This is a genomic window from Pararhodobacter sp. (assembly GCF_036802785.1).
Lineage (GTDB): Bacteria > Pseudomonadota > Alphaproteobacteria > Rhodobacterales > Rhodobacteraceae > Pararhodobacter.
This window is the reverse complement of record NZ_DAIRVN010000073.1, coordinates 1-25647: the sequence shown is the minus strand read 5'-3', so window position 1 is coordinate 25647 and position 25647 is coordinate 1. Positions and strand designations below refer to the sequence as shown.

General features: G+C 63.8%; 23 protein-coding genes. 9 read left to right on the top strand and 14 right to left on the bottom strand.

Going from position 1 to position 25647, the window contains the following annotated elements; translation table 11 throughout:
* From V7Q53_RS19130 to V7Q53_RS19120, 3 genes are all read left to right on the top strand, one after another.
* The coding region (locus V7Q53_RS19130) for an Mrp/NBP35 family ATP-binding protein (RefSeq protein ID WP_333830392.1) at positions 1–836 on the top strand (836 nt) is incomplete at its 5' end.
* A gap of 48 nt (positions 837–884) precedes the next feature.
* On the top strand, positions 885–1040 hold the full coding sequence (locus V7Q53_RS19125; protein ID WP_333830390.1) for a hypothetical protein: 156 nt from the start codon (positions 885–887) through the stop codon (positions 1038–1040).
* 10 nt (positions 1041–1050) lie between these two features.
* A complete protein-coding gene (locus tag V7Q53_RS19120) occupies positions 1051–2286 on the top strand; it encodes a c-type cytochrome (protein WP_333830389.1) in 1236 nt (411 codons plus the stop codon).
* Between the two features lie 25 nt (positions 2287–2311).
* On the opposite strand, the gene V7Q53_RS19115 is transcribed toward V7Q53_RS19120, so the two are convergent.
* Positions 2312–3208, bottom strand: coding sequence for a MurR/RpiR family transcriptional regulator (locus tag V7Q53_RS19115; protein ID WP_333830387.1), 897 nt, complete (start codon positions 3206–3208; stop codon positions 2312–2314).
* Between the two features lie 154 nt (positions 3209–3362).
* Here V7Q53_RS19115 and V7Q53_RS19110 point away from each other — a divergent pair, with 154 nt between their 5' ends.
* The 5 genes from V7Q53_RS19110 to V7Q53_RS19090 all read left to right on the top strand — a co-directional run bounded on the left by V7Q53_RS19110 (position 3363) and on the right by V7Q53_RS19090 (position 9495).
* A complete protein-coding gene (locus V7Q53_RS19110) occupies positions 3363–4328 on the top strand; it encodes a TAXI family TRAP transporter solute-binding subunit (protein WP_333830385.1) in 966 nt (321 codons plus the stop codon).
* A gap of 113 nt (positions 4329–4441) precedes the next feature.
* Positions 4442–7081, top strand: coding sequence for a TRAP transporter permease (locus tag V7Q53_RS19105; RefSeq protein ID WP_333830383.1), 2640 nt, complete (start codon positions 4442–4444; stop codon positions 7079–7081).
* Between the two features lie 21 nt (positions 7082–7102).
* A complete protein-coding gene (locus V7Q53_RS19100; protein ID WP_333830393.1) occupies positions 7103–7528 on the top strand; it encodes a universal stress protein in 426 nt (141 codons plus the stop codon).
* A 1-nt stretch (position 7529) separates the two neighbouring features.
* On the top strand, positions 7530–8858 hold the full coding sequence (locus tag V7Q53_RS19095; protein ID WP_333830382.1) for an aspartate aminotransferase family protein: 1329 nt from the start codon (positions 7530–7532) through the stop codon (positions 8856–8858).
* Positions 8859–8931: 73 nt separating this feature from the next.
* Complete coding sequence (locus tag V7Q53_RS19090; RefSeq protein WP_333830381.1) at positions 8932–9495, top strand: thioredoxin family protein; 564 nt, start codon at positions 8932–8934, stop codon at positions 9493–9495.
* Between the two features lie 75 nt (positions 9496–9570).
* On the opposite strand, the gene V7Q53_RS19085 is transcribed toward V7Q53_RS19090, so the two are convergent.
* The 5 genes from V7Q53_RS19085 to V7Q53_RS19065 form a co-directional block, all read right to left on the bottom strand.
* The gene (locus tag V7Q53_RS19085; RefSeq protein ID WP_333830380.1) at positions 9571–10560 is read right to left on the bottom strand and encodes an ABC transporter ATP-binding protein; all 990 of its coding nucleotides are present in this window, start codon (positions 10558–10560) and stop codon (positions 9571–9573) included.
* Complete coding sequence (locus V7Q53_RS19080; RefSeq protein WP_333830379.1) at positions 10553–11545, bottom strand: ABC transporter ATP-binding protein; 993 nt, start codon at positions 11543–11545, stop codon at positions 10553–10555. The genes V7Q53_RS19085 and V7Q53_RS19080 overlap by 8 nt, the downstream gene beginning before the upstream one ends.
* Positions 11546–11558: 13 nt before the next feature.
* Positions 11559–12503 (bottom strand): ABC transporter permease, encoded by a 945-nt coding sequence (locus V7Q53_RS19075; RefSeq protein ID WP_333830378.1) that lies wholly within the window; start codon positions 12501–12503, stop codon positions 11559–11561.
* Positions 12504–12513: 10 nt separating this feature from the next.
* Complete coding sequence (locus V7Q53_RS19070) at positions 12514–13497, bottom strand: ABC transporter permease (RefSeq protein ID WP_333830377.1); 984 nt, start codon at positions 13495–13497, stop codon at positions 12514–12516.
* Positions 13498–13605: 108 nt separating this feature from the next.
* Complete coding sequence (locus V7Q53_RS19065; protein WP_333830376.1) at positions 13606–15204, bottom strand: ABC transporter substrate-binding protein; 1599 nt, start codon at positions 15202–15204, stop codon at positions 13606–13608.
* A gap of 276 nt (positions 15205–15480) precedes the next feature.
* Here V7Q53_RS19065 and V7Q53_RS19060 point away from each other — a divergent pair, with 276 nt between their 5' ends.
* Positions 15481–16248 carry a helix-turn-helix transcriptional regulator gene (locus V7Q53_RS19060; RefSeq protein ID WP_333830375.1) on the top strand — a complete coding sequence of 256 codons (768 nt, stop codon included), beginning with the start codon at positions 15481–15483 and terminating at the stop codon, positions 16246–16248.
* Positions 16249–16560: 312 nt separating this feature from the next.
* On the opposite strand, the gene ugpC is transcribed toward V7Q53_RS19060, so the two are convergent.
* The 8 genes from ugpC to V7Q53_RS19020 all read right to left on the bottom strand — a co-directional run bounded on the left by ugpC (position 16561) and on the right by V7Q53_RS19020 (position 25584).
* Entirely contained in the window at positions 16561–17610 is a 1050-nt protein-coding gene (ugpC, locus tag V7Q53_RS19055) for a sn-glycerol-3-phosphate ABC transporter ATP-binding protein UgpC (RefSeq protein ID WP_333830373.1), read from the bottom strand.
* Positions 17611–17612: 2 nt separating this feature from the next.
* Entirely contained in the window at positions 17613–18461 is an 849-nt protein-coding gene (gene ugpE / locus V7Q53_RS19050) for a sn-glycerol-3-phosphate ABC transporter permease UgpE (RefSeq protein ID WP_333830372.1), read from the bottom strand.
* A gap of 12 nt (positions 18462–18473) precedes the next feature.
* Positions 18474–19364 (bottom strand): sn-glycerol-3-phosphate ABC transporter permease UgpA, encoded by an 891-nt coding sequence (gene ugpA, locus V7Q53_RS19045; protein ID WP_333830371.1) that lies wholly within the window; start codon positions 19362–19364, stop codon positions 18474–18476.
* 78 nt (positions 19365–19442) lie between these two features.
* The gene (gene ugpB / locus V7Q53_RS19040) at positions 19443–20765 is read right to left on the bottom strand and encodes a sn-glycerol-3-phosphate ABC transporter substrate-binding protein UgpB (protein WP_333830370.1); all 1323 of its coding nucleotides are present in this window, start codon (positions 20763–20765) and stop codon (positions 19443–19445) included.
* Between the two features lie 208 nt (positions 20766–20973).
* Entirely contained in the window at positions 20974–21819 is an 846-nt protein-coding gene (locus tag V7Q53_RS19035) for a polysaccharide deacetylase family protein (RefSeq protein ID WP_333830369.1), read from the bottom strand.
* A gap of 275 nt (positions 21820–22094) precedes the next feature.
* On the bottom strand, positions 22095–23396 hold the full coding sequence (locus tag V7Q53_RS19030) for an NAD(P)/FAD-dependent oxidoreductase (protein WP_333830368.1): 1302 nt from the start codon (positions 23394–23396) through the stop codon (positions 22095–22097).
* Positions 23396–24790, bottom strand: coding sequence for an aspartate aminotransferase family protein (locus V7Q53_RS19025; protein ID WP_333830367.1), 1395 nt, complete (start codon positions 24788–24790; stop codon positions 23396–23398). The genes V7Q53_RS19030 and V7Q53_RS19025 overlap by 1 nt, the downstream gene beginning before the upstream one ends.
* 89 nt (positions 24791–24879) lie before the next feature.
* Entirely contained in the window at positions 24880–25584 is a 705-nt protein-coding gene (locus V7Q53_RS19020; protein ID WP_333830366.1) for a GntR family transcriptional regulator, read from the bottom strand.
* Between the last annotated feature and the right edge of the window lie 63 nt (positions 25585–25647).

Genomic DNA, 25647 nt, shown 5'->3' with positions numbered 1-25647 from the left:
CCGCCACTGCCACTGCCACCAGAACACCAGCACTGGCCGGGGTAAAGCATGTGATCGCCGTCGCCTCGGGCAAGGGCGGGGTCGGCAAATCCACCACTGCCGTCAATCTGGCGCTGGCGCTGCGCGCGCAGGGGCGCAAGGTGGGGATACTGGACGCCGACATCTATGGCCCCTCGTTGCCCACCCTGCTGGGCCTGCACGGCAAGCCGCGCATGGCCGAGGGGCGCAAGCTCAGACCGATGGATGCCTTCGGCCTCAAGGCGATGTCGATGGGGCTTCTGGTCGATGCCGAGACCGCGATGATCTGGCGCGGGCCGATGGTGATGTCCGCCATCACCCAGATGCTGGCCGATGTGGACTGGGGCGCGCTGGATGTGCTGGTAGTCGATATGCCGCCGGGCACGGGTGATGCACAACTGGCGCTGGCGCAGGGCACGAAGCTGGCGGGTGCGGTGATCGTCTCTACCCCGCAGGACCTATCACTGATCGACGCACGGCGCGGCATTACCATGTTCCGCAAGGTTGATGTGCCGATCCTGGGCATCATCGAGAATATGGCGCATTTCATCTGCCCGGATTGCGGCGCACAGCATGCGATCTTCGGGCAGGGCGGCGCGCAGGCCGAGGCCGTGCGGCTGGGCGTGCCCTTTCTGGGGGCGGTGCCGCTGACCATGGCGCTGCGCCAGGCCTCGGATGCCGGGCAGCCGGTGCTGGCGCGCGACCCCGAAGGCGCGCTGGGGCAGATCTATCAGGCCATCGCCCGCGCCGTGCTTGAAGCGCTGGAGCAGCAGAAACCGCCCCCGGCATCGCCGCAAACACCGGAACAAAAATCGTAGCAAGATCAGACACAAACGCGTAACCTTTCCTTCAGGAGGAAATCTGCCATGAAAGCCTTTTTCGCTGCCGTCGTCATTGCCGTCGTTCTCGGTTATGGGGCGTTTTACGTTCTGACCCAGAACTACCAGCAACCCAGCCACGCCGCCTTCACCACCGAAGGCGCGCGGGTCAGTGACCCCGGTTCGAACCTGATCCAGTACTGAGGCCGGGCAGTTGCGCTGGCTGCTTTGCGGCCTCGCGGTGCTTGCCGCACCGCTGAGCGCGCAGGATCTGCTGGGCCATGGCGGCCCGGTGGGGGCGCTGGCGGTACAGGACGGCGCAGTATTTTCGGGCGGGTTCGACACCCGCGCCATCCTCTGGGACATGGAAAACGGCGCAGCGCAGCAGGTGCAGCGCTTCCACGAGGGGAATGTGACGGCGGTCGCCTTTCTGCCTGCGGGCATGGTGGCAACCGGCGGGCAGGACGGACGCATCGCCCTGTGGCAAGGCGCGGCGGATGCGCCGTTGTTCGCCACCCCGCATGGCGCGGCGCCGGTCTCTGCCCTGTCGCTTGCGCCGGACGGCGCGACGCTGGCAGCGGGGTTCTGGAACGGTCGGATCGCGCTTTTGTCACTGGCAGATCATGGGGTGCAGGAAGTGCTGGCGCATCAGGGCCGCCTGACCGGGCTGGGGCATCTGCCCGATGGCCGGATGGTCAGCGTGGGTGAGGATCTGCGGCTGAATGTTCATGACAGCGCGCTGCGGCTTGTCGCGCGTGTTGACCTGCCTGATCTGCCCAATGCGCTGACCATCTCTGACGGGCGGGTGGCGGTGGCCTTTGCCGAAGGCGCGCTCAGGCTTTACGCCGCTGACGGCGCGCTGCTGCCTGAACGGTTTCTGACCGACCGGCCGCTGATCGCCGTCGCCGCCGGTTCCGGCGCGGTGGCCGCAGCGGCGATCGACGGCACAGTCTGGGTGCTGGAAAGCGCGGATCTGGCGCAGCGGTTCATGGTGAGCGCGGGTCAGGGGCCGGTCTGGTCACTGGCGCTGGACGATACCGCGCTGCTGACCGGCGGCGGTGATGGCGCGATCCGGCGTTGGTCGGTGGTCAGCGGCGAGCGGTTGGGAAGCGCCGCAAGCCCCGCGCCGGACCGCTACGATGACGGCAGCCCGGGCGCCGGGGTCTGGCACGCCTGCGCCGTCTGCCATAGTCTGGAGCCCGGCGACAACAGCCGCGCAGGCCCCACCCTTCACGGCGTCTTTGGCCGCCGGATCGGCACCGAGCCGGGCTATGCCTTTTCAGCCGCGCTGCGCAGCCTTGATATCATCTGGACCCCGCAGACCGTGTCCGAACTGTTTGAGCACGGGCCTGAGGCCTATACCCCCGGCAGCCGCATGCCCGAACAACGCCTGCCTGACCCGCAGGACCGCGCCGCGCTGGTCGATTTTCTGAACCGGATGAGCCGCTAGCGCGGGTTGCGCCTTGCCAAAAAGCTTACCCCGCCGGGTCCGGCATGCCCGGAACATACGCCCCCAGCCGCAACAATCGTTCCTCGAACCGGCGCACCCGTTCCTGTGCCTGAGCATCCTGTGCGGCCAGATGGGCCAGCAGCGTCTCGATCAGCAGGAAGGCACCGGCAAGGCTTGGCATCACATGCGGGCCCAGCATGGGCGGGCACAGCACCACCGAAGCGCCGCGCGCAATGGGTGAGGCCTGACTGTCGGTGATGGCGATCACCTGCGCCCCCTGCCCGCGCGCCACCGAGGCTGCGCGCACCACCTCGGCAGAATAATGGGCAAAGGTGATGGCGATCACCACATCGCCTTCGCCGCAGCCCGCAAGACTGTCCATGATCAGGCCGGGTTGGGCTGGCGTGGGCAGGATATTGGCATGGGCCAGTGAGCCGACATAGGTGAAATAATTCGCCAGCCCGAAACAGGCGCGCACACCGATGCACTGCACCTGCCGCGCACCCTGAATGAGCGGCACACATTCCAGCAGCGATGCCGAAAGCCCGGGCGCAAAAACGCGCGCGACCGTTTCGCGCGCGGCGGCGTGCAGTTCGGCCCCCAGATCGGCCTCGGCCCGCCCCGCCAGCGCGCCCACCCGCGCGCCGTAAGTCAGCGCGCGCCCGCGCATCGCCTGCTGCGCGGCGGCCCGGCAGGGTTCAAACCCGGCAAAACCCAGCGCACGGGCAAGGCGGATCACGGTATTGGCGTTGCTCCCTGCGCGCAGCGCCAGCGTGCGGACCGAGTGAAAGGCAAGTTCCTCGGGCCGGTCAGACAGCCATGCCGCCAGCGCCCCCACCTGCGGCGTGCCGCTCTCGGCAAGCTGGCGCAGGCGGGCAACCAGTGCATCGGAATCGGCAAATGGGGGCGGCGAAGCGGTCATGATGCGTATGCTGACGGTGAGGGACGGGGGGGAAACATTTGAATATCAAGTTGACTTTCGCAACACATTTGTTTCTTTTTAACGATGATCCGTTCGTGGCACTGCGCCCGGAACGGGCAAACGTAATTTTACAGACAACCTTTGGGGGGTTCTCATGAACAAACCGCTTCTTTCCGGCATTGCCGCCGCCGCGCTTCTGGCTTCCGGCCCGGCCTTTGCCCAGCAGAGCTTTGTTGCCATCGGCACCGGCGGCGTGACCGGGGTTTATTACCCGGCAGGCGGCGCAATCTGCCGTCTGGTCAACCGTGACCGCGCAGAACATGGTATCCGCTGCGGTGTGGAATCCACCGGCGGGTCGGTGTTCAACGTCAATGCCATCCGCTCGGGCGAGCTGGAATTCGGCGTAGCGCAGTCCGATATCCAGTTCCATGCCTTCAACGGCAGTGAAATGTTCGCCGACACCGGCGCGTTTGAAGGCCTGCGCGCGGTCTTCTCGCTGCATCCGGAGCCGTTCACCGTGGTAGCCCGCGCCGATGCCGGCATCACCACCTTCGAGGATCTGCGCGGCAAGCGCGTGAACATCGGCAACCCCGGCTCGGGCCAGCGGGCAACGATGGATGTTGTTCTCGAAGCACTTGGCTGGACCGTCGACGACTTTGCACAGGCGTCGGAGCTGCCGCCCGCCGAGCAGGCGCTGGCTTTGTGCGACAACAATATCGACGCCATGGTCTACACCGTGGGCCACCCTTCGGGTGCCATTCAGGAGGCGACAACGGCCTGCGAAAGCGTGCTGGTGAATGTGGACAGCGACGCCATCCGCGCGCTGGTTGATGAACGCGATTATTATCGCATGGCCACGATCCCTGCTGGGATGTATCGCGGCACCGACAGCGATGTGACCACCTTTGGCGTCGGCGCGACCTTCGTCACCTCGGCCGATGTGCCGGAAGACGTGGTCTATCATGTCACCCGCGCGATCTTTGAAAACATGGACCAGTTCCGTGGCCTGCACCCCGCACTGGGCAATCTTGACCCCGCCGAAATGGTCAGCGACGGCCTTTCCGCCCCGCTGCATGACGGTGCAGCGCGGTATTTCCGCGAAGCCGGGCTGATGGAATAACCTCCATCCGTTGAAAAGACCGGGGCCGCGCAAGACAAAATGCTTGCGCGGCCCCTTTCATGAGCGGAACATTGCGGCAGCAGTAACGACAGCAGCGGAAGCGGGAGCAGAACATGGCCGAGATCAAACCCGAAGGCAGCCGCAAGTTCACCGATCAGGAGCTGCAGGATCTGGTCGCAAGCGCCGACAGCGGCGCGCGCACCCCGCATAACCGGATGGTGGCCGGACTGATCGCCGGGCTGGCACTGGCATGGTCGCTGTTCCAGATCTGGATCGCCGAGCCGCAGTTCTGGTTTGCCGGGGACATCCCCTTCCTGAGGATTCTGGGTTCTGACCAGACGCGCCCCATGCATCTGGCCTTCGCGCTGGCGCTGGCGTTTCTGACCTATCCCGCGCTCAAGACATCTCCGCGCGACCGTATCCCGCTTTACGACTGGGCGCTGGCGATCATCGGCGCGGGCTGTGCGCTCTATATCTTCTGGTTCTCACGCGAACTGGCGACCAGCGCGCGCTCTGGCCTGCCGACGCAGAACCAGCTCTATGTCGGCGCGGTGGGTATCGTGGTGCTGCTGGAAGCCAGCCGCCGCGCGCTTGGCCCGGCCCTGACGATCGTCGGCGCGCTGTTCATGGCCTATGCCTGGTTCGGCGAGGGCTGGCTGATCCCTGATCTGATCGCCCATCGCGGCCTGAGCATGAATTCGATCATCAACACGCAATGGCTGTCCACCGAGGGGGTGTTCGGCATTCCGCTGGGTGTTTCCACGGCCTTCGTGTTCCTGTTCGTGCTGTTCGGTGCCTTGCTCGACAAGGCCGGGGCAGGCAATTACTTCATCAAGATGGCCTTCGCGGGCCTTGGCCACCTGCGTGGCGGCCCGGCCAAGGCCGCCGTCGTTGGCTCAGCCGCGACGGGGCTGATTTCGGGCTCATCCATCGCCAATGTGGTCACCACCGGCACTTTCACCATTCCGCTGATGAAGCGCGTGGGCTTCTCCAGCGAAAAGGCTGGCGCGGTCGAGGTTTCCAGCTCAGTCAACGGGCAGATCATGCCGCCGGTGATGGGTGCTGCGGCCTTTCTGATGGTCGAATTCGTCGGCATCTCATACCTTGATGTCATCAAGCATGCCTTCATCCCGGCGGTGATTTCCTACATCGCGCTGGTCTACATTGTGCATCTTGAGGCACTGAAAAAGGACATGCCCGCGCTGGGGGAATCCAAAAGCCTGCTGGCGATGTTCATCAAGGCGGTGATCGGTTTTGCCGTGGCGGGTGTGCTGTTCTATGGCGCAATCTGGGGCGTGGGGATGCTGCGCGCGACTGTGCCCGCGGCCTCGGGCCTGATTGTGGGTGCCGTGGTTCTGGCGCTGTATCTGGGCTCGCTCTGGGTGGCATCGGGCAAGCCGGACCTTGAGCTGGACGACCCCAACGAGAAACGCATCACCCTGCCGGTGATGGCCGAGGTGGTACCGACCGGCCTGCATTTCATCCTGCCGATCATTGTTCTGGTCTGGTATCTGATGGTCGAGCGCCAGTCGCCCGCAAAATCGGCCTTCTACGCGGTGATGGTGATGCTGATCATCATCATCACCCAGCGACCGCTCAAGGCGCTGATGCGCGGGCAGGCATGGATCCCGGAATTCAGCGCCGGTGGGCGTGACCTGCTGGACGGGCTGATTGCGGGCGCGCGCAACATGATCGGCATTGCGGTGGCCACCGGCGCTGCGGGCATCATCGTCGCAACCGTCACCCGCACGCCCATTGGCACCGAGCTTGCCGGGCTGGTGGAGCTGCTGGCCATGGGCAACCTGTTCCTGATGCTGCTGCTGGTCGGTGTCTTTTCCCTGATCCTTGGGCTGGGGCTGCCGACCACAGCCAATTACATCGTTGTGTCGTCGCTGATGGCGGGTGTGGTTGTCAGCCTTGGCGCGCAGGAAGGGCTGATTGTGCCCCTGATCGCCGCGCATCTTTTCGTCTTTTATTTCGGTATCATGGCCGATGTGACACCGCCGGTGGGGCTGGCCAGTTTCGCCGCCGCCGCCGTGTCTGGCGGCGATCCGATCAAGACCGGGATCATCGCCTTTTTCTACAGCCTGCGCACCGTCGCGCTGCCCTTCCTGTTTATCTACAACCCCGCGCTGATCCTCTACGGGATCGACCTGGGCACAGCCGCGGGCCTGTTCGAGGCGGCGGTGGTCTTTATCACCGCGACCTTCGCCATGCTGCTCTTTGCCGCCGCCACCCAGGGCTACTTCCTCGGCCCGTCGCGCATCTGGGAAACGGTCGCGCTGCTGCTGGTCGCCTTCACGCTGTTCGTGCCGAACTTCTGGCTCAACCGGGTACAGCCCGCGTTTGAAACCTTGCCCCCGTCGCAGTTTGAGCAGGTCCTGCAAGAGGCGGAGGCGGGCGAGGAGCTGCGCCTCACGGTCGGCGGGCCCAGCTTCACCACCGGATCGGCCACGCGCACCACGCTGGTCATGCGCATTGATGACACCCCGCCCGAACAGCGGCTGGAGGCGACAGGCCTGTGGCTGATGCCCGAAGGCGACCAGATGATCATGGAAGAGCCCCTGCCCGCCACGCCCTATGCCGACGCGCTTTCGGGCTTTGATTTCTATGGCGCCCAGATGGTGGAGATCACCGAGGTGCAGCGCCGCGCGGACAGAATGCCGAAAGAGGTGTTCTATCTTCCCGCGCTGCTGCTTCTGGGGCTGGTGATCTTCTTCCAGCGCCGTCGCCAGACCAAACCCGCCTTCTGAACCGGAGCCATGACCATGCCCATCTCCCGCATTGTCCTTCTGCCGATCGACCTGTCAGACCCGGCAAGCTGGCGTAAACCACTGGCCGAGGCACTGGCCATTCTGGGCGCAGACGGCGTGCTGCATGTCGTCAGCGTGCTGCCGGAATTCGGCGTGTCACAGGTCGGCAGCTTCTTCCGCAAGGGTTTTGAGCGCGAGGCGCTGCATGCGCTGGGTCAGGGGCTGGCAGACTGGGTGGCGCAGAATGTGCCTGACCCGGTGGAGGTTCATCCCCATGTGCTGCACGGCACGATCTATGATGAAATCCTGCGCGCGGCGGAAAAGCTGCGGGTGGATGTGATCGTCATGGGCTCCCACCGGCCCGCGCTGAAGGACTACCTTCTGGGCCCCAATGCCGCGCGCGTTGTGCGCCACGCGGCCTGCTCTGTCTATGTCGTGAGAGACTGAAATGCCTGACCATGTTTTCGGCCGCTCCACGCGCGGCCGCCTGCCGACTGCCGCGCGCGGCGAGGGTTGCTACATCATCGACGCCGGGGGCAAAAGCTATCTCGATGCCTCGGGCGGGGCGGCGGTGTCCTGTCTGGGTCATTCCGACCCCGATGTGCGCGCCGCCCTCCATGAACAGCTTGACCGCCTGGCCTTTGCCCATACCGGCTTCTTCACCTCGGAACCCGCCGAGGCGCTGGCCGACAGCCTGATCGCGGCAGCGCCTGAAGGGATCGAACGGGTTTATCTGGTGTCCGGCGGGTCTGAGGCTGTCGAGGCGGCGATCAAGCTTGCGCGCCAGTATTATCTTGAGATCGGCCAGCCGCAACGCCACCGGGTCATCGCGCGGCGGCAAAGCTACCACGGCAATACGCTGGGCGCGCTGGCGGCGGGCGGCAACCTGTGGCGACGCGCACAATTCGCGCCGTTGCTGGCCGAGGTCAGCCATATCGCGCCCTGCTACGAATACCGCGACCGCGCCGATGGCGAAAGCCAGTGGGACTATGGCCAGCGCGTGGCGAATGAACTGGAGGCCGAGATCGAGCGGCTGGGGCCGGAAACCGTCATGGCCTTCATCGCTGAGCCGGTGGTGGGCGCCACGCTGGGCGCCGTGCCTGCCGTTCCCGGCTACCTCAAACGCATTCGCGAAATCTGCGACCGGCACGGTGTGCTGCTGATCTTTGATGAGGTGATGTGCGGGATGGGCCGCACCGGCCATCTGTTTGCCTGCGACGAGGACGGGGTGGCGCCCGATCTGATCACCATCGCCAAGGGGCTGGGCGCGGGCTATCAGCCGATCGGGGCGCTGCTGGTGTCAAAGCAGATCTATGACGCCGTCGATGCCGGATCAGGCTTTTTTCAGCACGGCCACACCTATATGGGCCACGCCATGGCCGCCGCCGGTGCCGGTGCCGTTCTGCGTGTTATCCATGAGCGCGGATTGCTGGCGCAGGTGCGGGCGCGCGGCGATCAGTTGCAGGACGCGCTTCAGGCCGAATTCGGCCAGCACCCGCATATCGGCGATATCCGCGGGCGCGGCCTGTTCCGCGGGTTGGAACTGGTGGCGGAGCGTGACAGCAAGGCGGCTTTTGACCCGGCCCGCAAACTGCATGCCAGGGTCAAGGCCGCCGCGATGGAAGAGGGGCTGATCTGCTACCCGATGGGCGGCACGATCGATGGCGCGCGCGGCGACCACATCCTGCTTGCCCCGCCCTTCATCGTCAGCGAGGCGCAGATCGGTGAGCTGACCGGGAAGCTGTCGCGCGCGCTGCGCCGTGCCTTGGCCGCCTGACCCCATCGCGTGGCTTGACAGGGCAACGCCAGAGTGGCCAAGCTAAATCTTCGCAAAATGCGAGGATCCGCTCATGGCCACCACACCCCCTGTCTGCAATTTCGGCTGGAAAGCGCCGTCGTTCCGGCTGCCCGCAACCGATGGCCGGACACTGAGCTATATCGACATCGCAGGCCCCAAAGGCACCGTGGTGATGTTCCTGTGCAACCACTGCCCCTATGTGCTGGGCGCGCTGGACCGGATCATCCGTGTGGCGCAGGACCTGAATGCGCTGGGAATCGGCGTGGCTGCGATCTGTTCAAACGATGCCACGGCCTATCCGGAAGACGGTTTCGGGCCGATGCAGGAACTGGCGCAGGAACGCGGCTTTCCCTTTCCCTATCTGCATGACGAAAGTCAGGAGACGGCGCGCGCTTACGGCGCGGCCTGCACGCCGGACTTCTTTGGCTTCAACGCGGCCGGGGAGCTGCAGTATCGCGGCCGGCTGGACGCCCATGGCCGCAACCCGCCCCCAACCGGCGCCAGGCGCGAGCTGTATGAGGCCATGCGCCAGATCGCCGAAACCGGCGAGGGGCCGCGCGACCAGCATCCATCCATCGGCTGCTCGATCAAATGGCGCGCGGAAGACAGCGCCTGACCCCGGAGCGGTTCGCGCCGAGGGAAGCACCTCCGAAAGCGCTTCTGTCGCACCCCTTACCCGACGCTCAGCGCTTCAGATCCGCCCCTCTTCCACCGCGAAACAGGCGGCGAGGCTGCCACCGGCATCTACCGGCTGCGGAATCTCGCGTTTGCAGCGCTCGAACGCATGGGCGCAGCGGGGGTGGAAGGTGCAGCCGGGGGGCGGATTGATCGGGTTGGGGATTTCCCCCTGCACCTGCTGACGCCGCCGCCCGGACAGCGCCAGATCCGGCACCGCATCCAGCAGCATCCGCGAATAGGGGTGCTTCGGGTCGGTGAACAGCCGCTTGCCCTCAGCCACCTCGACCAGCCGCCCCAGATACAGCACACCGATCCGGTTTGACATATGCCGCACCACCGACAGGTCATGCGAGATCAGCAGATAGGTCAGGCCAAATTCATCCTGCAGGTCACGCATCAGGTTCAGGATCTGCGCCTGCACCGACACATCCAGCGCCGAGGTCGGCTCATCACACACGATGAATTCGGGCTTCGACGACAGCGCGCGGGCAATGGCGATGCGCTGGCGCTGACCGCCTGAGAACTCATGCGGGAACTTGCTGGCATCCGCCGCCGACAGGCCCACCGTATCCAGCAGCCGCCCCACTTCGCGCATGACATCGGCGCCCTTGGCCAGCCCGAAGGTGCGGATCGGCTCGGCGATGATATCGCCGACATGCCAGCGCGGGTTGAGGCTGGCGAACGGGTCCTGAAAGATCATCTGGAAACGGCGACGCAGGGTGCGCATGGCAGCGCCGGAGGCGAAATTCATCTCCTGTCCGTCAAAGGTGATCTTGCCTTCGGAGGGCTCCAGCAGCCCCACGATCATCTTGGCGATGGTCGATTTTCCAGAGCCGCTCTCGCCCACCAGCGCGAAGGTCTCGCCGCGCCTGATTTCAAAGTTCACATCGGCGGTTGCGGTGAGAAACTGCTTCTCCTCGCGCTCGATCACCCGGTTGAGCCAGGGTTTGGAAACGTCGAAATAGCGTGTCAGCCCTTCGACCTTGAGCAGCACATCAGACATTGCCCGCCTCCCCCTTCACGCCGTCATAGAGCCAGCAGGCAACCTGCCGCCTGCCGCCCCGGTCGATGGCCTCGGGCCGCTCCACGCGGCAGCGGTCGAACACCTGCGGGCAGCGCGGGTTGAAGGCGCAGCCCTGCGGGATGGCATTCAGGCGCGGCATCGAGCCGGGAATCTGCACCAGCCGGTCCGATGTCTGGGTCAGCGTGGGGATGGAGCCCATCAGCCCCTGCGTATAGGGGTGCTCGGCTGCCGTGATCACATCGCGCACCGGGCCAATTTCGGCTAGACGCCCGGCATAGAGCACTGCCACCCGGTCTGCCGTTTCGGCGATCACGCCCATATCATGGGTGATCAGCATCACCGCTGCCCCCCGTTCGGCGCAGATTTCCTTGAGCACATCAATGATCTGTGCCTGCACGGACACGTCGAGCGCCGTGGTGGGTTCATCGGCGAGCACCAGTTCCGGCTCGGCACAAAGCGCAAGCGCGATCACCACGCGCTGGCGCATTCCGCCCGAGAAGTGGTGCGGGTAGTCATCAATGCGGCGGGCGGCGGCGGGGATGCCGACCCGGTCCAGGAGCGCCACAGCGCGCGCGCGGGCGGCTTTTTCCGAGATATCCATATGCGTGCGGATCGTCTCGATCAGTTGCTGCGCCACGGTGTAGAGCGGATTGAGCGAGGTCAGCGGGTCCTGAAAGACCATGCCGATCCGCTTGCCGCGGATACGGCGCATCGCCTCGGGCGGGAGGTTGTCGATCCGCTGGCCACGCAGCCAGATCTCGCCGCCCGCAATGCGGCCCGGCGGCTCGATCAGGCCGATGATGGCGGCGCCGGTGATGGACTTGCCAGCGCCGGATTCGCCGACCATGCCCAGCACCTCGCCCTCATGGATATCGAACGACACCTTGTCGATGGCGCGCAACGTGCCGCGGCGGGTGGGAAATTCCACGATCAGGTCGCGGACGGAAAGAAGCGGTTGGGCCATCAGCGCATCCCCCTCAACGCAAACGCGGGTTCAGGGCGTCACGCAACCAGTCGCCCAACAGATTGACCGCCAGCGCCAGCGCCAGCAGGGTCAGTGACGGGAACAGCAGAATCCACCACTCGCCCGAGAAGAGGTATTGCTGACCGATGCGGATCAGGGTGCCGAGCGACGGCTGGGTGGGTGGCACACCGACCCCCAGAAATGACAGCGTTGCTTCCGCGATGATTGCCAGCGCAAGGCCGATGGTGGCGATCACCAGCACCGGCCCCATGACATTGGGCAGGATATGGCGCACCAGTATTTTCAGCGGATGCGCACCGATCACACGGGCGGCCTGCACATATTCCTTGTTCTTTTCCACCATCGTCGCCCCGCGCACCACACGCGCGTATTGCACCCAGTCTGACAGGCCGATGGCGACGATCAGCACCCAGATCGCCATCGTCTCACGGTAAGCGGGCGGGATGAAGCCGCGCGCTACGCCAAAGATCAGCAACGCAATCAGGATCGACGGGAAGGAAAGCTGCACATCGGCCACACGCATCAGCAGGCTGTCCACCCAGCCACCACGATAGCCCGCCGCCAGCCCCGCCGAGATGCCCAGCACCATGGCAAAGACCACCGCCGCAAAGCCCACGAACAGCGAAATCCGCGCGCCGTAAAGCAGGGTTGAGAAGATGTCGCGCCCCTGATTGTCGGTGCCCAGCCAATAGGTGTTGCCGGTGAAGGCGTTGGGCTCCATCGGCGGGGTGAAGCCGTCCATCAGGTTCAGGCTGGAGGGGTCATAGGGGTTGTGCGGCGCGATCCACGGCGCCAGCACGGCCAGCAGGATGATCACAAGCGCCACCACCCCGGCCACGATGGCCACGGGCGAGGAGCGGAAGGAATAGGCCACATCGCTGTCCCATGCGCGGAACAGCCGGCTGCGGGGTGCGGGTATCTGGGAATTGTCGCTCATTCTGGCCCCCTCAGTGGCGGGTCTTGGCGCGGTCAACACGCAGGCGCGGGTCGACGACATAGTAAAGCAGATCGACGATCAGGTTGATCACCACGAAAATCAGCGCGATCAGCATCAGATAGGCCGCCATAACCGGCACATCGACAAAGCGGACCGAGTTGATGAACAGCGCGCCCACGCCGGGCCACTGGAACACCGTTTCGGTGATGATGGCGAAGGCGATGATCGAACCCAGTTGCAGGCCGGTAATGGTGATCACCGGAACCATGGTGTTTTTCAACGCGTGCCCGAAATGCACGGCACGGTTGGTCAGGCCCCGGGCGCGGGCGAATTTGATGTAGTCGGTGCGCAGCACCTCCAGCATCTCGGCACGCACCAGACGCATGATCAGCGTCATCTGGTAAAGCCCCAGCGTGATGGCGGGCAGGATCAGGGAAAGGCGGCCCGAATGGGTCAGAAACCCGGTGCGCCACCAGCCCAGATCAACCACATCCCCGCGCCCGAACGAGGGCAGCCACTGAAGCTCTACCGCAAACACCCAGATCAGCAGCACACCGATCAGAAAGGTCGGCAGTGACACACCGATCAGCGACACGGTCATGATGGTGTTGGACACCCAGCCTTTACGCCTGAGCGCTGTATAGACGCCAAAGCCCACCCCAAAGATAAAGGCGACAATGCCGGAGACCAGCGCCAGTTCCATCGTGGCAGGCAGGCGTGACAGGATCAGCTCCATCACCGGCTGTTGCAGCCGGTAGGAGATGCCGAAATTGCCCTGAATCGCATTGCCGACAAAGCGGGCGAACTGCATCAGGAACGGATCATTGAGGCCAAGCGCGTCGCGCAAAGCCGCGCGGTCAGCGATCGACGTCTCTTGCCCGACCATCGAATTGATCGGATCACCGACGAAGCGGAACAGTGAAAACGAGACCAGCGCCACGACGAGCATGACGAGGACCGATTGCAGAACCCTGCGGATGATGAAGGCAAGCATCTGGGGAACCTCCGGAAAGGGGCACGCCCGATTTGGGTCAGCATTGCAGACCCAAATGGAAGCGCCCGCGCGGGGTATCCCGCGCAGGCGCAAGCGTCAAGCCACGGATCAGTCGAACGTTACGTTCGCCATATGCGGCTGGTTCTCAGGGTGAACCTCGACGTTGATGCCCGAGCGCGAGGCATAGGCCAGCAGCTGGTTATGCACGTTGAGGAACACGCGGTCTTCCATCACCTCGGCCCAGATTTCAGCGATCAGCGCATCGCGGGCTTCCAGATCGGTCATGGTTGCCAGTGCTTCGATCTTGGCGTCCAGCTCGGTGTTGTTGTAGCGCGAGCCGTTATAGGCGCCATAGGCCCCTTCACGCGAATGCACCAGGAAGTCGAACACATAGGCCGAATCAAAGGTCGGCACGCCCCAGCCCAGCAGATAGAAATCGGTTTCCCAGTTTTCAATCAGCGGGAAGTGCAGCGAGCGGGTCTGCGACACCAGGTTCACGTTCATGCCGATGCGGCCCAGCATACCGACCAGCGCCTGACAGATCGCCTCGTCGTTCAGGTAGCGGTCATTGGGGCAGTGCATGTCAACCGAGAAGCCGTTGTCATAGCCCGCGTCGCGGATCAGTTGCGCGCCGCGCTCATAATCCGGGGCGGAATAGCTGTCCATCTCTTCGGTCCAGCCGTTGACGAAGGGCGGCAGCGGTGCGGCCGAGGGCTGCGACTGGCCGCGCATCACCACCTGACGGATGGCATCACGGTCAATGGCCAGCGCCATGGCTTCACGCACTTCGGGCTTGGCAAAGGGGTTGTCATCGACATTGGCCGAGGCAAGGCGCTCGGAGGTCATGTCATAGGCGAAGAAGATGTTGCGGTTTTCCGGCCCGGTAGTGACGGTAACGCCATCGGTCTGCTCAAGGCGCGCGATGTCCTGCACCGGCACGTCCTGCACCAGATCAACCTCGCCCGACAGAAGCGCGGCAACGCGGGTCGCGGCTTCGGCGATGGGGGTGTAGATGATCTCGGTCACCTGCGGCGCTTCGGCCCAGTGGTTTTCGTTCAGTTGCAGAACGGTGCGCACTTCCGGATCGCGCGAAACCAGCGTGTAGGGGCCGGTGCCGTTGGTATTGCGCACAGCGTAGTTCTCTTCACCGGCGGCAAAGTTCTGCGGCATCGCGACATCGTTCTCAGCCGCCCAGTCGCTGTCCATGATGAAGAAGTTGGTCAGGTTCTGCACATAGAGCGGCGAAGGGCCCGCCATCTGGATGTGGACGGTGTAATCATCGATCGCCTCGGCGCCGGTGACGGCCGAATGCAGCGCCTTGAACCCCGAGCTTTCCTGACGCACCCGCTCAACCGAGAAGACGACGTCTTCGGCAGTGAATTCATTGCCGTTGTGGAAGGTCACGCCTTCGCGCAGCTTGAACACCCAGATGGTTTCATCGTCAGGGTGGATGGACCATTCGGTCGCCAGACGCGGCTGCAGCGTGCCGTCGGTGGCGCGGCTGACCAGCGTTTCATAGATATGGTGCAGAAGGGTCGAGGTCGGCCCTTCGTTCTGGCTGTGCGGGTCCAGCGTGAGGGCATCAGCCACACGCGCCCAGCGCAGGGTTTCGGCTTCGGACGGCGCGGCGGCGAGGGTCATCGCAGCGACGGCTACACCGGCCATCAGGCTCTGGCGCAGTGTTTTCATGTTGATCGTCATCGACATGACAGGCTCCCATTGGTTTGTTGTTTTTACTTGCGTTTTGATCGGGGCAGCGCCCTGCCGCCCCGCCCGCAATTCTCTCACACTTCTATGCTTTGACCAGAGAGTCAACATCCATCGCGCCCGGTTCCCCCGCCGTCAACCAGCCCCGTTTGCCGGGTCGGCGGGGCATGCCGGGCAGGCTGCTGCTACGCAGGGCAACGCAGTGGCGCAGCCGGCAGCGGAGGGCGCGGAAATTTCACATGTTGAAACAAGTGGCTGTTCAGGTAGGGTAAGGGTATGTCTGTTGACCCCGCACACACCAGCGCGCCCGGGTCAGGCCCCGGGGAGCTGGCGCTGTTCCGCTTCCCTTGCAGGATCGCGGCGCTGCACAGCGCGGCGGCGGTGGGCGAGGCGCTGATCCGGCTGACACAGCCACTGGGCTTCGACACCTATGTGATCGGAGCTTTCCCGCCGCCCGACAACCCCTACCCCACCGCCTTCACCATCGACAATCTGCCCGTCGGCTTCTGGGATATCTACATTGACCGCCGCATGCCTGAGCGCGATCCCGGCCTGCGCGCGCTTTCCCTGACCTGCGCGCCGGTTTCGTTCCGGCAGATCCGCGACGGGTTGGCGGGGTTTCTTCCCAGCGCCGGGGAACGCGAGGTTCTGGACCTGCTCGCATCCTACGGCAAGCCGCACGGCCTGCTGGTGCCGGTCTATCGGGCACAGGGCTACCGTGGCGTGGTCTCGCTGACCGGCCCGGGCCCTGATCCTGTGGGCCCACAGCGCACGCTGCTGCAGTTTCTGGCGGAACATGCACATGACCGGATGCGCCAGCTTTTCACACCCACCGGCGCCGACACCCGCCCGCTGCTGAGCCTGCGCGAGGTTGAACTGCTGGCGCTGGCGCAGCGCGGGCTCAATGACGCCGAAATTGCCGAGGCCGTGGGGATCAGCCCGCGCACCGTGCGATTCCATTTTGAGAATGTCCGCCGCAAATTTCAGGCGCGCAGCCGGGCTGAGGCCATCGCCACCGCAATCAACCTGCACTTGATTCCCTGAAAACCTGTCACTTCTCACAGTTGTGAGATCCTGACACCCAAGGGTATCATTCAACCTTTAGTGGTTCGTTTTCCAGCTTGGCTTTTTTCAGCGCCCTCCGCCCCGGCGGAGGGTGATTTTCTCATGCGTTTTGCTGCGGTTTTCCCGGAATGGCATGGGCACGCCACCCCCCTTCATCTTGCCGCAAATACGCTGGGGGGTGAATGGGCCAACGGCCCAGAGGGGGCAACGCCCCCCTTCTTCCTTTTCACCCCGCGCCCGGGCCATGGCCGGAACGGAGCCGATATCCGTTCCTACAGGCCGCCGCCGCGCTCAGTCCGTCCGCCGCCCGGTCGCCTTGCTGAACGGGTGCAGCGCTTCGACGGAGGCATGCATCCGGATGGTCTGCCCTTCCTGCATGCTGGGAACACCCTGAACACGCATGACAATCGGCTGAGCGCTGCCATCGAGATGGATGTAAAGGTGGCTTTCCGCCCCCGCCGGTTCCAGCAGCATCAGCGTACCGCTGACGGCCAGCTGGTCCCCTTCGGGCGGGATCAGGGTCAGCTCATCGGGCCGGATGCCGATCAGGTCAGTGCCCGCGGGCAGGTTGGCGGGGAAAACCGCGCCGTTTTCGCGCAGGTATTCAATCGGAAACATATTCATCGCCGGAGAGCCGATGAAACCTGCCACAAAGAGCGAGGCGGGTTTGTTATAGACCTCCATCGGCGTGCCGACCTGTTCAATCATGCCGCCGTTGAGCACCACCAGCCGGTCGGCCAGTGTCAGCGCCTCCAGCTGGTCATGCGTCACATAGAGCGAGGTGGTGCCCAGCCGTTTCTGCAACTGCTTGATCTCGACACGCATCTGCACGCGCAGCTTGGCATCGAGGTTTGACAGCGGCTCATCGAACAGGAAGGCCGCCGGTTCGCGCACCAGCGCGCGGCCCATCGCCACCCGCTGGCGTTGGCCCCCTGACAGGTTGCGCGGTTTGCGGTCCAGAAACGGGGCAATCTCAAGCATCGTCGCCGCTTCCTGCACCCGGCGATCAATCTCGGCCTTGGCGGTTTTGCGGTTCTTCAGCCCGTAGGCAAGGTTGTTGTAGACCGTCATATGCGGATAAAGCGCATAGTTCTGGAACACCATCGCGATATCGCGGTCGGCGGGTTCCAGATCGTTCACCACCCGGTCACCGATCTTCAGTGTGCCGGTGGTGATGGTTTCCAGCCCCGCGACCATGCGCAGAAGCGTGGACTTGCCGCAGCCCGAGGGGCCGACCAGCACGATCATTTCGCCGTCTTTGATGTCGAGGCTGATGCCGGTAACCGCCTTGACGCCCCCGGCGTAGACCTTGTGCAGGTCATCCATCAGAATAGAGGCCATGTTTATTTCTCCGTCTCTGTCAGGCCTTTGACGAACAGCCGCTGCATGAACAGGATCACCAGAATCGGCGGCAGCGCGGCCAGGGTCACGGTTGCCATCACAAGGTGCCACAGCGGTTCACTGTCGCCGCCGGTGACCATGCGCTGAATGCCCATGACGATGGTGTAGTATTCGGGATCGGTGGTGATCAGCAGCGGCCAGAGGTACTGGTTCCAGCCATAGATGAACATGATCACGAACAGCGCCGCGATATTGGTGATCGACAGGGGCAGCAGGATGTCCTTGAAGAATTTCATCGGCCCCGCGCCATCGACGCGGGCGGCCTCCATCAGCTCTTCCGGCACGGTCATGAAGAACTGCCGGAACAGGAAAGTGGCCGTGGCCGAGGCGATCAGCGGGATCGACAGACCCGCATAGGAGTTGAGCATCCCCAGATCGGCGACCACCTGGAAGGTGGGCACAATCCGCACTTCAACCGGCAGCATCAGCGTCAGGAAGATGACCCAGAAGAAGAAGATGCGGAAGGGGAAGCGGAAATAGACGATGGCGAAGGCCGAGAGCAGCGATATCGACAGTTTGCCGATCGTGATGGCCATCGCCATGACAAAGCTGTTCCACAGCATCCCGCCGATCGGCGGCGTGCCCGCACGCGAGCGCCCCTCGAAAATGACGGTGCGATAGTTCTCTATCGCGTTCGGCCCCGGCAGCAGCGGCATCACCCCGCGCAGGAAAGTGCCCGACGGATGGGTGGAGGCGATCACCGCCACATAGACCGGGAACACCACGATGGCGACACCCAGGATCAGCACCAGATGGGCGAAGAAGTTGCCCCAGCGATTGTTTTCAACCATGTTCCCGCCCCCTCAGTAATTCACGCGCCGCTCGATATAGCGGAACTGGATGACGGTCAGCACAATGACGATACCCATCAGGATGACCGATTGCGCCGCCGACGAGCCGGTGTTGAGATTGACAAAGCCATCGCGGAACACCTTGTAGACAAGGATGTTGGTGGCCTGCGCGGGCCCGCCCTCAGTCGTCGCATGGATCACGCCGAACGTGTCGAACATCGCATAGACGATGTTCACCACCAGCAGGAAGAAGGTAATCGGCGACAAAAGGGGGAAGACGATATTCCAGAAGCGCTTGAAGCGGCTGGCACCGTCGATGGCGGCAGCCTCGATCAGGGAGTGCGGGATGGATTGCAGCCCGGCAAGGAAGAACAGGAAGTTGTAGGAGATCTGCTTCCACGCGGCGGCGATGATGATCAGGACCATCGCGTCCGTGCTCGATGAGCGGTGGTTCCAGTTATAACCCACGCCTTCCAGCACATAGGGCAGGATGCCGATATTTGGGTTGAAGATGAACCACCACAACACACCCGCAATGGCCGGCGCGATCGCATAGGGCCAGACCAGAAAGGTCGTATAAGTGTCTTTCGAGCGGATCATGCGGTTGACCATCACCGCGAACAGAAGCGCCACCGACATCGACAGAAGCGTGGTGCCGACCGAGAAGATCAGAGTCACCTTGAGCGAGTTCAGATAAAGCGCGTCGTCGAACAGCAACATGAAGTTGCGCATACCAACGAAGGTTGGCGGGCGCACGCCAAAGGCATCACCCTGCCGGTAAACGGACTGGAGCAGCGCCTGCGTGGCGGGCCAGACAAAGAAGATCAGCGTGATGATGACCTGCGGCGCCAGAAGCGCGTAGGGCAGCCACGAGTTGGAGAAGGTTGTTCGCTTGGTCTGCATCGGGCGTTTTCCGGGCTTGAAGGCCGACAGAAGGCAGCCCGCCCCCGGCAATGCGGGGGCGGGCCAATGTCGTCTGGATCAGTTCATCGAGGCTTCGAATTCGCGCAGCAGCGCGTTGCCACGGCGGACGGCCTCATCGGTGGCCTGCTGGCCGGTCTTGGCGCCGGTCATCACCGCTTCCATCTCTTCCGAGACAACATCGCGGATCTGCACATAGTTGCCGAAGCGGATCCCGCTTGAGTTTTCGGTGGGCGGGTTCAGCGTCATCTGCCGGATCGAGGTGTCGGCACCCGGGTTCTCGTCATAGTAACCCTGCTCGCGGGTCAGGTCGAACGAGGCCTGAGTGATCGGCAGATAGCCGGTGTCCTGATGCCATTGCGCCTGAACTTCGGGCAGCGAAAGGTATTCGAAGAAGCGGGCAACGCCGTGGTAGTCTTCGTCGGAATGCCCGGTCAGCACCCAGAGGGTGGCGCCACCGATGATGGTGTTCTGCGGCGCACCTTCGATGTCGTCGTAGTAGGGCTGGAAGCCGTAGCCGACTTCGAAATCGGTGTTACGCAGCACGCCTGCGCGGCTGGCCGAGGAACCGAAGACGATAGCGCATTCACCCGCGTAGAAAGCCGGGAATGCGTCAGGGCCCGGTCCGGGACCGCCCCAGCGGAACAGACCTTCGTCCTGCCAGGTTTTCAGGTTGTCCCAATGGCGGGCGACATGCTCGTTGTTGAAGACGAACTCGGTGTCGAAGCCCTGAAAGCCGTTCGCCTGGGTGCCGAGCGGGATGTTGTGCCAGGCGCTGAAGTTCTCCAGCATGACCCAGCTGGGCCAGGAGGTGGTGAAACCGCAGGGCGCGGCACCTGATTCGACGATCGCGCGCGAGGCTTCGACCATGTCATCCCAGGTGGCGGGCGGTGTGTCGGCGTCCAGCCCGGCAGCCTCGAACGCATCACGGTTGTAATACATGATCGGGGTGGAGGAGTTGAACGGGAAGGACAGCATGTTGCCATCCGGGTCGGTGTAGTAGCTGACGATCGTGTCCAGATAGGCGGACGGATCAAACGGCACGTCATGGTCGGCCATCAGCTGGTAGATCGGATAGATCGCGCCTTCGGCCGCCATCATGGTGCCCGTACCGACCTCAAATACCTGAAGGATATGCGGTTGCTGGTTGGCACGGAAGGCTGCGATGGCGCCGGTCATGGCTTCGGCATAGGTGCCACGGAAGCTCGGAACGACCCGGTAGTCAGATTGGGATTCGTTGAAGCCCTCGGCAACCCCTTCCAGCAATTCGCCCAGCTCGCCACCCATGGCGTGCCACCAGTTGATCGTCACCTGTGCCTGCGCGGCAGAGGCCGCGAAGCTCAGCGACAGCGCCGTTCCGGCGAGAAGACTACGGATGATCATGGAAGACCCCTTCTGTTGCAAAATCATTGTGCGCTCTTTGTCGCGACATGCGCGAATTTGTGCACTTTGCTGCGATATCTTTCGTTTGTGAAGCCTGTATGTCATTTTAGAAAATATTTATGACACTCCTCTTGGCAGCGCCAGAGCAGGTGTGCATCATATCGCGCCCGCGGAACGGGGTTATGAACGGGACGTGGCGGCGGGGCGTTCAGCCAGCAAAATCAGGGATAACAGGGCCTCTCTGATCGCTGCGGGGCTGCGCGACATGCTCATGGCGCGCGGCAGCCGGGCCCCAATGGCCCCATCCCAGCAGTTCGGACATGGTGACGCAACGAAAGCCGCGCGACTGAAGCCCGCTGATCGCTTCGGGCACGGCACTGACGGTAGCGCCATGGGTATCATGCGCCAGAATGATCGCGCCGGGGCGGGCACCGTCAATCATCCGCTGTGCCACCACCGAAGCCCCCGGGCGCCGCCAGTCCTGCGGATCGACCGACCAGTTGACGCTGGGCAGGTTGCGCCGCTCATGCAGCATCCGGCTCTGACGTTGGCTGATCGCACCATAGGGCGGGCGGAAGGTGACGGGCAGATGCCCCACGGCCTGCCAGATCACCTCTTGCGTGCGGTCAATCTCGGACAGCACATGGCCATCGTCATAGCCGGTCAGTGTGGGATGATGCCAGGTGTGATTACCCAGTTCATGCCCCTCGGCGACGATGCGCTGAGCGATCTCGGTGAAACGGCGCACCTGCGTGCCGATGACATAAAAGGTGGCGCGCACCCGGTGCTCGGCCAGAATATCCAGCAGGCGCGGCGTGTGCAGAGGGTGCGGGCCATCATCAAAGGTCAGCGCGACCTCGCTTTGCTGCGTATCCACCCGGCTGAGATTGACCAGACCATGCGCGCGCGTCAGGCGCGGCATGGGAAGCAGCGGCTGCGCGGCGGCGAGCGCGCGCAGATCCTGCGCCTGCCCCGGCCCGGCAACCCCGGTGCCGGCGGCAAGACAGCATGCTCCGATGCCCAACAACACGGTCCGGCGGCATTGATCTGTCACACGATCCCCCGAAGGTGTGTTGCCCGGCAAAAAAAGGGCGATGGCAGCTAGGCAAGTCGTAAAACTGCAACCCATTGGGGAAAAGGTGATTCAATCCAAGGACTTGCCGCGCCTTGCGGCTGTTCCCTGATCATCCACAATGGCTTGTGTTTTACCGCACTGGCCGCCGCAGCCCTGTTGCGCATCCGCCACGCGCAGGCCCCGCGCGGATGGCGGATTTTTGAGCACAAGGCGTCAGGCTACAGAAAATAAACGAAAAACCGCGAATCGCCGGCTCAGAGCCGGTCACGCAATGAGAACCAGAGCATCGCTGCCACCAGCAGCGGCGCGCGCAGCGAGGCCCCGCCGGGAAAGCGCGGGCTGGGCACGGCGGCCATGACATCAAAACGCTCGGCCTGCCCCGCGACGGCCTCGGCCAGCAGTTTGCCGCCCAGCGTGGCCATCGCCACCCCATGCCCCGAATAGCCCGAGGCCGACAGCACATTTCCCGCCAGCCGCTCAAAATGCGGCATCCGGTTGAAGGTGATCCCCAATGTGCCGCCCCAGGCATGGGTGATCTCGATCCCCTTCAGTTGAGGAAAGATCGCCTCCATCGGCTTGCGGACCTTGGCCTTGATGTCAGTGGGAAAGCGGTAGCCATAGCTTTCACCGCCACCGAACAGCAGGCGGTTATCCTCGGAAAACCGGAAGTAGTTGATCACGAATTTCGAATCGGCCACGGCGTGGTTGTCACGGATCACCGCGCGGCGCTCCGTGTCGCTCATCGGCCGGGTTGCGGCGATGAAATTGTTGATCGGCATCACCCGCGCGGCCACCTTCGGCTCCAGCCCGCCCAGATAGCCATTGCAGCCCAGCGCCACAAAACGCGCGGTGATGCGCGCGTGGTCGGTTTTCACCAGCGCCGGGTCACCATGGGTCAGCGCCGTCACGCGCGACTGCTCATATAGCCGCACCCCCGCCGCCTGCGCCGCCCGTGCCAGCCCCAGAGCATAGCGCAAGGGGTGCAGATGCCCGCCGCCCCTGTCAATCTCGCCCCCATGATAGGCGGGTGAGCCGACCATCGCGCGCATCTCATCGCGCGATAGGGGCCTGATCTGGTCATACCTGTAATCGCGCGCCATCTTTTCGGCATAGGCGTGCATGTCAGGCACATAGCCGGGCTTGTGCGCGGCATGGATGATCCCGGGCGCATAGCCCGCATCGGGCGCATGACGCGCCGCCAGATCGCGCACCAGCGCCACCGATTCCAGCGACAGATCCCACAGCGCGCGGGCCGTGGGCTTGCCAAGCTTGCTTTCCAGCCAGTCCTGATCCTGCCGCTGGCCGGTGCCGACCTGCCCGCCATTGCGCCCGGAGGCACCGAAACCCAGCCGCTGCCCCTCCAGCAGGATCACGTCATAGCCGCGCTCCGCCAGATGAAGCGCCGCCGACAGGCCGGTGAAGCCGCCGCCAATGACGCAGACATCGCAGGCCAGCTCCCCTTCGGCGCGGGGCTGAAGGGGCAAGGGCGTGGCGGTCTCAGCATACCATGAGTGCGGGTATTGGCCGGGCCGGTCATTGGCGGTCAGCAGGTCCATCACGCGGCCTTCAGCAGCCCTTCGGTCTTGATCTGGGCATAGGCTTCGTCAAACGCCTTGGTCGCCCGCTCGATCAGCATGTCGATCTGTGCGGGCGTGATGACCAGCGGCGGCGATATGATCATGCGGTCGCCCACATGACGCATCACCAGATTGTTGGCAAAGCAACGCTCGCGGGTGATATAGCCCGCTGTGCCGGCATCAGCAGCGAAGCGCGCGCGCTTGCCCTTCTCCGGCGTCAGCGCCAGCGAGCCCATCAGACCCACAAGGCTGGTCTCACCCACCAGCGGATGATCGGCCAGCGCATGCCAACGCTCAGCCAGATACGGGTGGGCCACATCGCGGACATGCTCAACGATGCCCTCTTCCTCGATGATGCGCAGGTTTTCCAGCGCCACGGCAGCGCAGACCGGATGGCCGGAATAGGTATAGCCGTGGTTGAACTCATCCTGCGCGATGGTCTGGGCGACCTCATCACAGACAACCGACCCGCCGATCGGCGCATAACCTGACGACAGGCCCTTGGCGATGGTCATGATATGCGGCTTGATGCCCATGGTCTGGCTGCCAAACCAGTTGCCGGTGCGGCCAAACCCGGTGATCACCTCATCGGCGATCAGCAGGATGTTGTATTTGTCGCAGATGCGCTGGATTTCCGGCCAGTAGGTCGCTGGCGGCACAATCACCCCGCCCGCGCCCTGAATGGGCTCACCGATGAACGCCGCGACCCGCTCTGCGCCAAGCTCCAGGATCTTGGCTTCCAGCTGGCGCGCGCGCTCCAGCCCGAATTCCTCGGGCGTCATCTCGCCACCCTCCATATACCAGTAGGGCTGGTCGATATGGGCGATATCCGGAATCGGCATGCCGCCTTGCGCATGCATCCCCGCCATGCCGCCCAGACTGCCGCTGCCCATGGAAGAGCCGTGATAGGCGTTCTTGCGGCTGATGATCACCTTGCGCTCGGGCTGGCCCTTGAGCGCCCAGTAATGGCGCACCATGCGGATGTTGGTGTCATTCGCCTCAGAGCCCGAACCGGCAAAGAACACATGGTTCAGATCGCCCGGCGCCAGTTCGGCAATGCGCGCGGCAAGGGCGATGGCGGGCACATGACTGGTCTGGAAAAACGTGTTGTAATAGGGCAGCTCTTCCATCTGGCGCGCGGCCACAGCAGCCATTTCCTTGCGGCCATAGCCGATATTGACGCACCACAGACCCGCCATTCCATCAAGGATCTCATGGCCCTCGCTGTCAGTCAGCATGACGCCATTGGCGCGGGTGATGATCCGCGCGCCTTTCTTCGCCAGCCCGTCATTCTGGGTGAACGGGTGCATGTGATGCGCCGCATCAAGCGCCTGAAGCTCGGCGGTGGGCATATGGTTGGATATCTGTTGCATGAAGGCATCCCCTGCTGGCCCGGCAAAGGCCAGGCAGATTCGGTCCCGAAGATAATATGATCAAATTTCCTGCGCCGCAATGGATTTGATCAAATTTTTTCGGCCCCGCCCTCTTCCGCCCCGCCGGATGCCGCATTTTCCAGCTCGGTGCGGACCCGCTCCATGCCCTGCGCGATATCAGCCTCAATCGCCTCGGACAGCGCGCGCGCATCCTGCGCCCGCATCGCGGCCATGGCATCGCGGTGGCGGTCGGGGCCGATACTGGCCTCACTCTCAATCACAACCCGCAACGAGGGGCCAAAGCGCAGCCACAACGACTGGGTCAGCGACAGAAGAATCGGGGCGGCGGCAATCTCGTAAATGGCGAAATGGAAGCGGAAATTCCCGGCCAGATAGCCATGCACATCCATCCTTTCGATGGCTGCGTCAATTTCGCCGTCAATCCGCGCCAGTGCCTCGATATCCTGCGGACGCATCCGCGCCATCGCCGCCATCGCCAGACGGGGCTCCACCGCCAGCCGGGCAAAGGAAATCTCGTCAAGCTGCGACGGCGTCAGCCGCGGAACCGAGACGCGCCGGTTCTCGTGCAACTCCAGCGCACCTTCGGCGGTCAGGCGGCGGATCGCCTCGCGCACCGGGGTCATGCCTGCGTCCAGCGACCGGGTGATGCCCTGAATCGTCACCTTCTGCCCCGGCGCCATAACCCCGAACAGGACCATGTCGCGCAAGCGGCGATAGGTGGCCTCATGTTCCGGCAGCTTGGCCAGAAGGGCATGGGTGTCGGTGCTCTGCATCCGGGTGCCTGATAATTGATCAAATCCTACAAGGGATAGCCCGTCCGCCGCCCCCTGCCTAGT